This is a genomic window from Roseovarius halophilus (ex Wu et al. 2025) (genome assembly GCF_047086965.1).
This window is the reverse complement of sequence record NZ_JBKOTX010000277.1, coordinates 1-5,722: the sequence shown is the minus strand read 5'-3', so window position 1 is coordinate 5,722 and position 5,722 is coordinate 1. Positions and strand designations below refer to the sequence as shown.

Here is a 5,722-nt window from a genome sequence, read left to right as displayed (position 1 = left end):
GCCCGGTTTTGCGGCGGCGGGCGGGCGGCGCCGCCTTTTTGGGGGCGGCCCTGCGCCGGCGGTCGGCCGTGCCTCTGGATTTTCCCCGGCCTTTACTGCTCATTCCCGTCCTGCCCGGACCCTGTCGTTTCGATGACCTTATCGCGCGCTACGCCAAAAGTTGACCCCTTGCCAAGAGCGGATCGTGAATTTCTGAATCGGCTAATTTTTATGCACATAAGGCCGAAGGATTAAAAATTAGGCTGATATGCGCGGGAAAATGTTGAAAACGGCCGTCAATTCTTCCGGTTCGTCCCCCGCTCGATTTTTCTGCAAGTGCAAAACAAGCCTGTCTGGGAAACTCGAAAGGGGCGAATGTGAAACTTGTCATCGCAACAATTAAGCCGTTCAAGCTCGAGGAGGTGCGCGAGGCGCTCACCGACTTGGGCGTGAGCGGCATGATGGTCACTGAAATCAAGGGCTTCGGCGCCCAGTCCGGGCACACCGAAGTGTATCGGGGCGCGGAATACGCCGTGAATTTCGTGCCCAAGATCAAGCTCGAAATCGCCGTCGCGGACGCCATCGCCGATGACGTTGTCGAAACCGTCGCCAAGACGGCCCGGACCGGCAAGATCGGTGACGGCAAGATCTTCGTGCTGGAGCTGCAGCAGGCGATGCGCGTGCGCACCGGCGATGTCAACGAAAGCGCGCTGTGAACGTGCGCGAAGGGAAAGGACAATGAACATGAAACGCGTAACTCAAATCGCCCTCGGGGCTGCCGCGCTGGCCGCGCTGCCGCAGATGGGGCTGGCGCAGGACACCGCCCCGGGCTTCGACGAAATCGGCCCCTACATCATGACCACCCTGCTGTTCTGCATGGCGGGCTTTCTCGTCTTCTTCATGGCGGCGGGCTTCGCGATGCTCGAAGGCGGGCTCGTGCGGTCCAAGAACGTCACGATGCAGATGACCAAGAACATCGGGCTCTATTCGCTGGCCGCCATCATGTACTGGCTGATCGGCTTCAACCTGATGTATCCCGGCGATAGCTGGATCATGCCGGGCTGGGTCGGGCCTTTCTTCTCGACGACCGTGCTTGACCCCGTGGGCGTGGGGGCGGCCGACGCGGCGCTCGGTTACGCATCCATCGGGTCGGACTTCTTCTTCCAGCTTGTCTTCGTTGCCGCGACTGCCTCGATCGTGTCGGGCGCGCTGGCCGAGCGGATCAAGCTGTGGCCCTTCCTGATCTTCGTGATCGTGCTGACCGGCGTCATGTACCCGATCTCGGGCTCTTGGCAGTGGGGCGGCGGCTGGCTGGCCGAAGCCGGCTTCTCGGACTTCGCCGGCTCGACCGTCGTGCACTCGGTCGGCGGCTGGGCCGCGCTGGCCGGCGCCATCGTGCTGGGGCCGCGGCTGGGCAAGTACGACAAGGACGGCAAGGTCAACCCGATCCCGGGTTCGAACCTCGCGCTGGCCACGCTGGGCACCTTCATCCTGTGGCTGGGCTGGTTCGGCTTCAACGGCGGCTCGCAGCTGGCCATGGGCACGGTGGGCGATGTCTCGGATGTCAGCCGCATCTTCGCCAACACCAACATGGCCGCCGCGGCAGGGGCCGTCACCGCGCTGATCCTGACGCAGGTGATGTACAAGAAGCCCGACCTGACGATGACGCTGAACGGCGCACTGGCCGGCCTGGTGTCGATCACCGCCGAACCGCTGGCGCCCACGCTCTTCGGCGCGCTCTGGATCGGGGCCGTGGGTGGCGTGATCGTGGTATTCACCGTGCCGATGCTGGACCGCTTCAAGATCGACGACGTCGTCGGCGCCATCCCGGTGCACCTCTTCGCGGGGATCTGGGGCACCATCGCCGTGATCTTCTACGGCGACGCCAGCATCGCGACGCAGCTGATGGGCATCATCGCCTACGGTGTCTTCACCTTCGTGGTCAGCCTCGTGGTCTGGTTCGCCATCAAGGCCGCGATGGGCATCCGCGTCGACGAGGAGACCGAGATCAACGGCCTCGACATGGCCGAGCTGGGGATGGAGGCCTATCCCGAATTCTCCAAGGGCTGATGTTCTCCTTCCGGTCGGCACCTTGAAGACAGGCCCCGGGCGTCCGCGCCCGGGGCTTTTTCGATCAACAGCGCCGAAAGCGTGGAACAATGCCGGAACATCGGCTTTAACTCCGGCCGCGCCCGCGCTACCTTGGGCGCATGAGCAGTTCTGACGAATCCGACGCGTTCGAGGGCGCTTCGCTGGCCGCGCGGGCGATGGCAGCGCGGCCCATGCCCTATCTCGACGATCTGAACCCCGAGCAGCGCGCGGCGGTCGAGGCGCTGGACGGCCCGGTTCTCATGCTGGCCGGGGCCGGCACCGGCAAGACCAAGGCGCTGACCACGCGGCTGGTTCACCTGCTGAACACCGGCGCGGCGCGCCCGAACGAGATACTGGCGGTCACCTTCACCAACAAGGCCGCCCGCGAGATGAAGTACCGCGTGGGGCGGCTTCTGGGCGAACCGGCCGAGGGGATGCCGTGGCTGGGCACCTTCCATTCCATCTGCGTCAAGCTTCTGCGCCGCCATGCCGAGCTTGTCGGCCTGAAATCGAATTTCACGATCCTTGATTCCGATGATCAGCTACGCCTGCTCAAGCAACTGGTGCGCGCCGCGAACATCGACGACAAGCGCTGGCCCGCGCGGCAACTGGCGGGCATCATCGACCAGTGGAAGAACCGGGCGTGGACGCCCGGCGCCGTCCCCGCCGCCGAGGCGTCGGCCTATGACGGCAAGGCGCCCGCGCTCTATGCCCAGTACCAGGCACGGCTGAAGGAGCTGAACGCCGTCGATTTCGGCGACCTGCTGTTGCACATGGTCACCATCTTCCAGAATCACGAGGACGTGCTGGCGCAGTATCAACGCTGGTTCCGCTACATCCTCGTCGACGAGTATCAGGACACCAACGTGGCGCAGTACCTTTGGCTGCGGCTGCTGGCGGGCGGGCACAAGAACATCTGCTGCGTGGGCGACGATGACCAGTCGATCTATGGCTGGCGCGGCGCCGAAGTGGGCAACATCCTGCGGTTCGAGAAGGATTTTCCCGGCGCCACGGTGATCCGGCTGGAGCAGAACTACCGCTCCACCCCGCATATCCTCGCCGCGGCGGGCGGCGTGATCGCCGCGAACAAGGGCCGACTGGGCAAGGAGCTCTGGACGGATGCCGACGCGGGCGAGAAGGTCCGCCTGATCGGTCATTGGGACGGCGAGGAGGAGGCGCGCTGGATCGGCGAGGAAATCGAGGCGATGCAGACCGGCACGCGCGGCGCGCGGCCCGTCGGGCTTGATGAAATGGCTATCCTCGTGCGGGCCAGCCACCAGATGCGCGCCTTCGAGGACCGGTTCCTGACCATCGGCCTGCCTTACCGCGTGATCGGCGGCCCGCGTTTTTACGAACGCATGGAGATCCGCGACGCGATGGCCTATTTCCGGCTGGTGGTCAGCCCGTCGGATGACCTCGCCTTCGAGCGGATCGTGAACACCCCCAAACGCGGGCTGGGCGACAAGGCGCAGCAGACCATCCAGCGCACCGCGCGCGACAACGGGCTGTCATTGCTTGACGGCGCGGCGCGGGCGGTGGAGCAGGGCGCGATCAAGGGAAAGGGCGCGACCGCGCTGGCGCGACTCGTCACCGATCTTTCCCGCTGGGGAAAACTGGCGGGCGGCGCGGAGGTCAGCCATGTCGAACTGGCCGAGATGATCCTCGACGAATCGGGCTACACCACCATGTGGCAGAACGACAAGACGCCCGAGGCGCCGGGGCGGCTCGAGAACCTCAAGGAACTGGTCAAGGCGCTGGAGGGGTTCGAGAACCTCGGCGGGTTCCTCGAACATGTCAGCCTGATCATGGACAACGAATCCGGCGAGCAGGGCGAGAAAGTGTCGATCATGACCCTGCATGCCGCCAAGGGGCTGGAATTTCCCGCCGTCTTCCTGCCCGGCTGGGAGGACGGGTTGTTTCCCTCGCAGCGCTCGATGGACGAACAGGGGCTCAAGGGCGTGGAAGAGGAGCGCCGGCTGGCCTATGTGGGCATCACCCGCGCCGAGGAGCTGTGCACCATATCCTTTGCCGGCAATCGCCGGGTCTTCGGACAATGGCAGAGCCAGATGCCGTCGCGTTTCATCGACGAGTTGCCGGAGGACCACGTCGAGGTGCTCACGCCGCCGGGGCTCTATGGCGGGGGCTACGGCGCGGCCGGGATGCAGAGCGGTATCGAGACTCGCGCCGCCGAGGCCAACGTCTACAATTCGCCTGGATGGCGCCGGATGCAGTCACGCGCGGGCGACCGCCCCGTCAGCCAGCCGCGCGAATCAAAGGCCAGCGTGATCGACGCGCAGGCGATCAGTAGCCACATGGTGGGCGAACGCGTCTTTCACCAGAAATTCGGCTATGGCGCGATCACGGCGATCGAGGGCGACAAGCTGGAAGTCGATTTCGAGAAGGCCGGCGTCAAGAAGGTCGTCGCGCGCTACGTCACGGCCGCCGACGACATCCCTTTCTGACGGTCCGGTTTCACCGCTGTTGCAACCTCCCCGGCGATTGCCGGGGTCGCCCGGTCAGCCGCGAATCGCGAAAATCCCGAAACTGTGCTATGGCATGGGCACAGGCCGAGGGAGGACGGCATGACGGATCTGGCCCATGTCAGGGAAATCGACCGGGCGCTGAGCGGCGACGCGCCCCCGGTCGACCGGGACGCGATGGTGCTGGAAAGCTGGCGCCGCTGCATCGAAACCTATGGCATGGACCCGGCAAGGGCCGACCCCGCGCATATCGTCACGGATGCCGAATTGCGCCAGCATCGTGAGCAATCCGAACGCCTGATCGCGACGGCGCGCTCGGGCCTGCAATCGCTGTTCCGGCAGGTGGCGGGGCAGAACTACGTCCTGCTTCTGGCGGATGCAGAGGGCGTTTGCGTGGATTTCTTCGGCGATCCGCGATTCGAGGACGATCTTCGCCAGGCCGGGCTGTATCTGGGTTCGGACTGGTCCGAGGATCTGGCCGGAACCTGCGGTGTCGGCTCCTGCCTCGTCACGGGCGAGGCGGTGACCATCCACCAGAGCGACCATTTCGGCATCGCGCACACGCCCCTTTCCTGTACCGCCGCGCCGATCTACGACACGCGCGGCCAGTTGACCGCCGTGCTGGACATCTCTCTTTTGCGGTCGCCCTCGCCGAAGTCCAGCCAGAACCTCGCGATGAACCTCGTGAAAGCCTCGGCGCGCCGCGTGGAAATGGCCAACCTGATGGCGATGGCGCGGCGCGACTGGGTCCTGCGTTTCTCGTCGTCGCCGGAGTTTCTCGAGGTCGATCCCGAGGCCGCGGTCGCGCTGGACGGCTCGGGGCGGATCGTCGGGATGACCCACGCGGTGATCGACCTGCTGGGCCGGGGGCGGCGCGACACCCTGATCGGGGCCCCGATCGACACGTTCCTCGAAATCTCGGTCGATGATCTGCCCGACCTGATGCGCGGCCGCCCCGCCGAGGAACGCGTGCTGCGCCTGAAGGACGGGCGCGGCCTGTTCGGCCATGCCATCGCGCCGCAGGCCGCCCGCGTGGCGCGTGCGCCGGTGGCGTCCGCGCTGCCCGGCGCCCTGTCCAGCTACAAATCGCACCACAACATTGCCTGTCAGCGCCGCGATTGAGGGGTCCGCGCCATCGATCTTGCCATCCGCGCGGATGGTCTCGATCCGGT

Annotated in this window: 3 protein-coding genes and 1 pseudogene; all 4 read left to right on the top strand. The window is 65.6% G+C overall.

The window, feature by feature from the left end:
• The first annotated feature begins 356 nt into the window (after positions 1 to 356).
• Positions 357 to 695 carry a P-II family nitrogen regulator gene (locus ACH107_RS29420; RefSeq protein WP_412509264.1) on the top strand — a complete coding sequence of 113 codons (339 nt, stop codon included), beginning with the start codon at positions 357 to 359 and terminating at the stop codon, positions 693 to 695.
• 22 nt (positions 696 to 717) lie between these two features.
• On the top strand, positions 718 to 2,049 hold the full coding sequence (locus tag ACH107_RS29415) for an ammonium transporter (protein WP_412509263.1): 1,332 nt from the start codon (positions 718 to 720) through the stop codon (positions 2,047 to 2,049).
• A gap of 140 nt (positions 2,050 to 2,189) precedes the next feature.
• Positions 2,190 to 4,532, top strand: coding sequence for an ATP-dependent helicase (locus ACH107_RS29410; protein ID WP_412509262.1), 2,343 nt, complete (start codon positions 2,190 to 2,192; stop codon positions 4,530 to 4,532).
• Between the two features lie 120 nt (positions 4,533 to 4,652).
• Positions 4,653 to 5,630, top strand: a pseudogene (locus tag ACH107_RS29405) (sigma-54-dependent Fis family transcriptional regulator); the annotation flags it as partial.
• Positions 5,631 to 5,722: the final 92 nt, after the last annotated feature.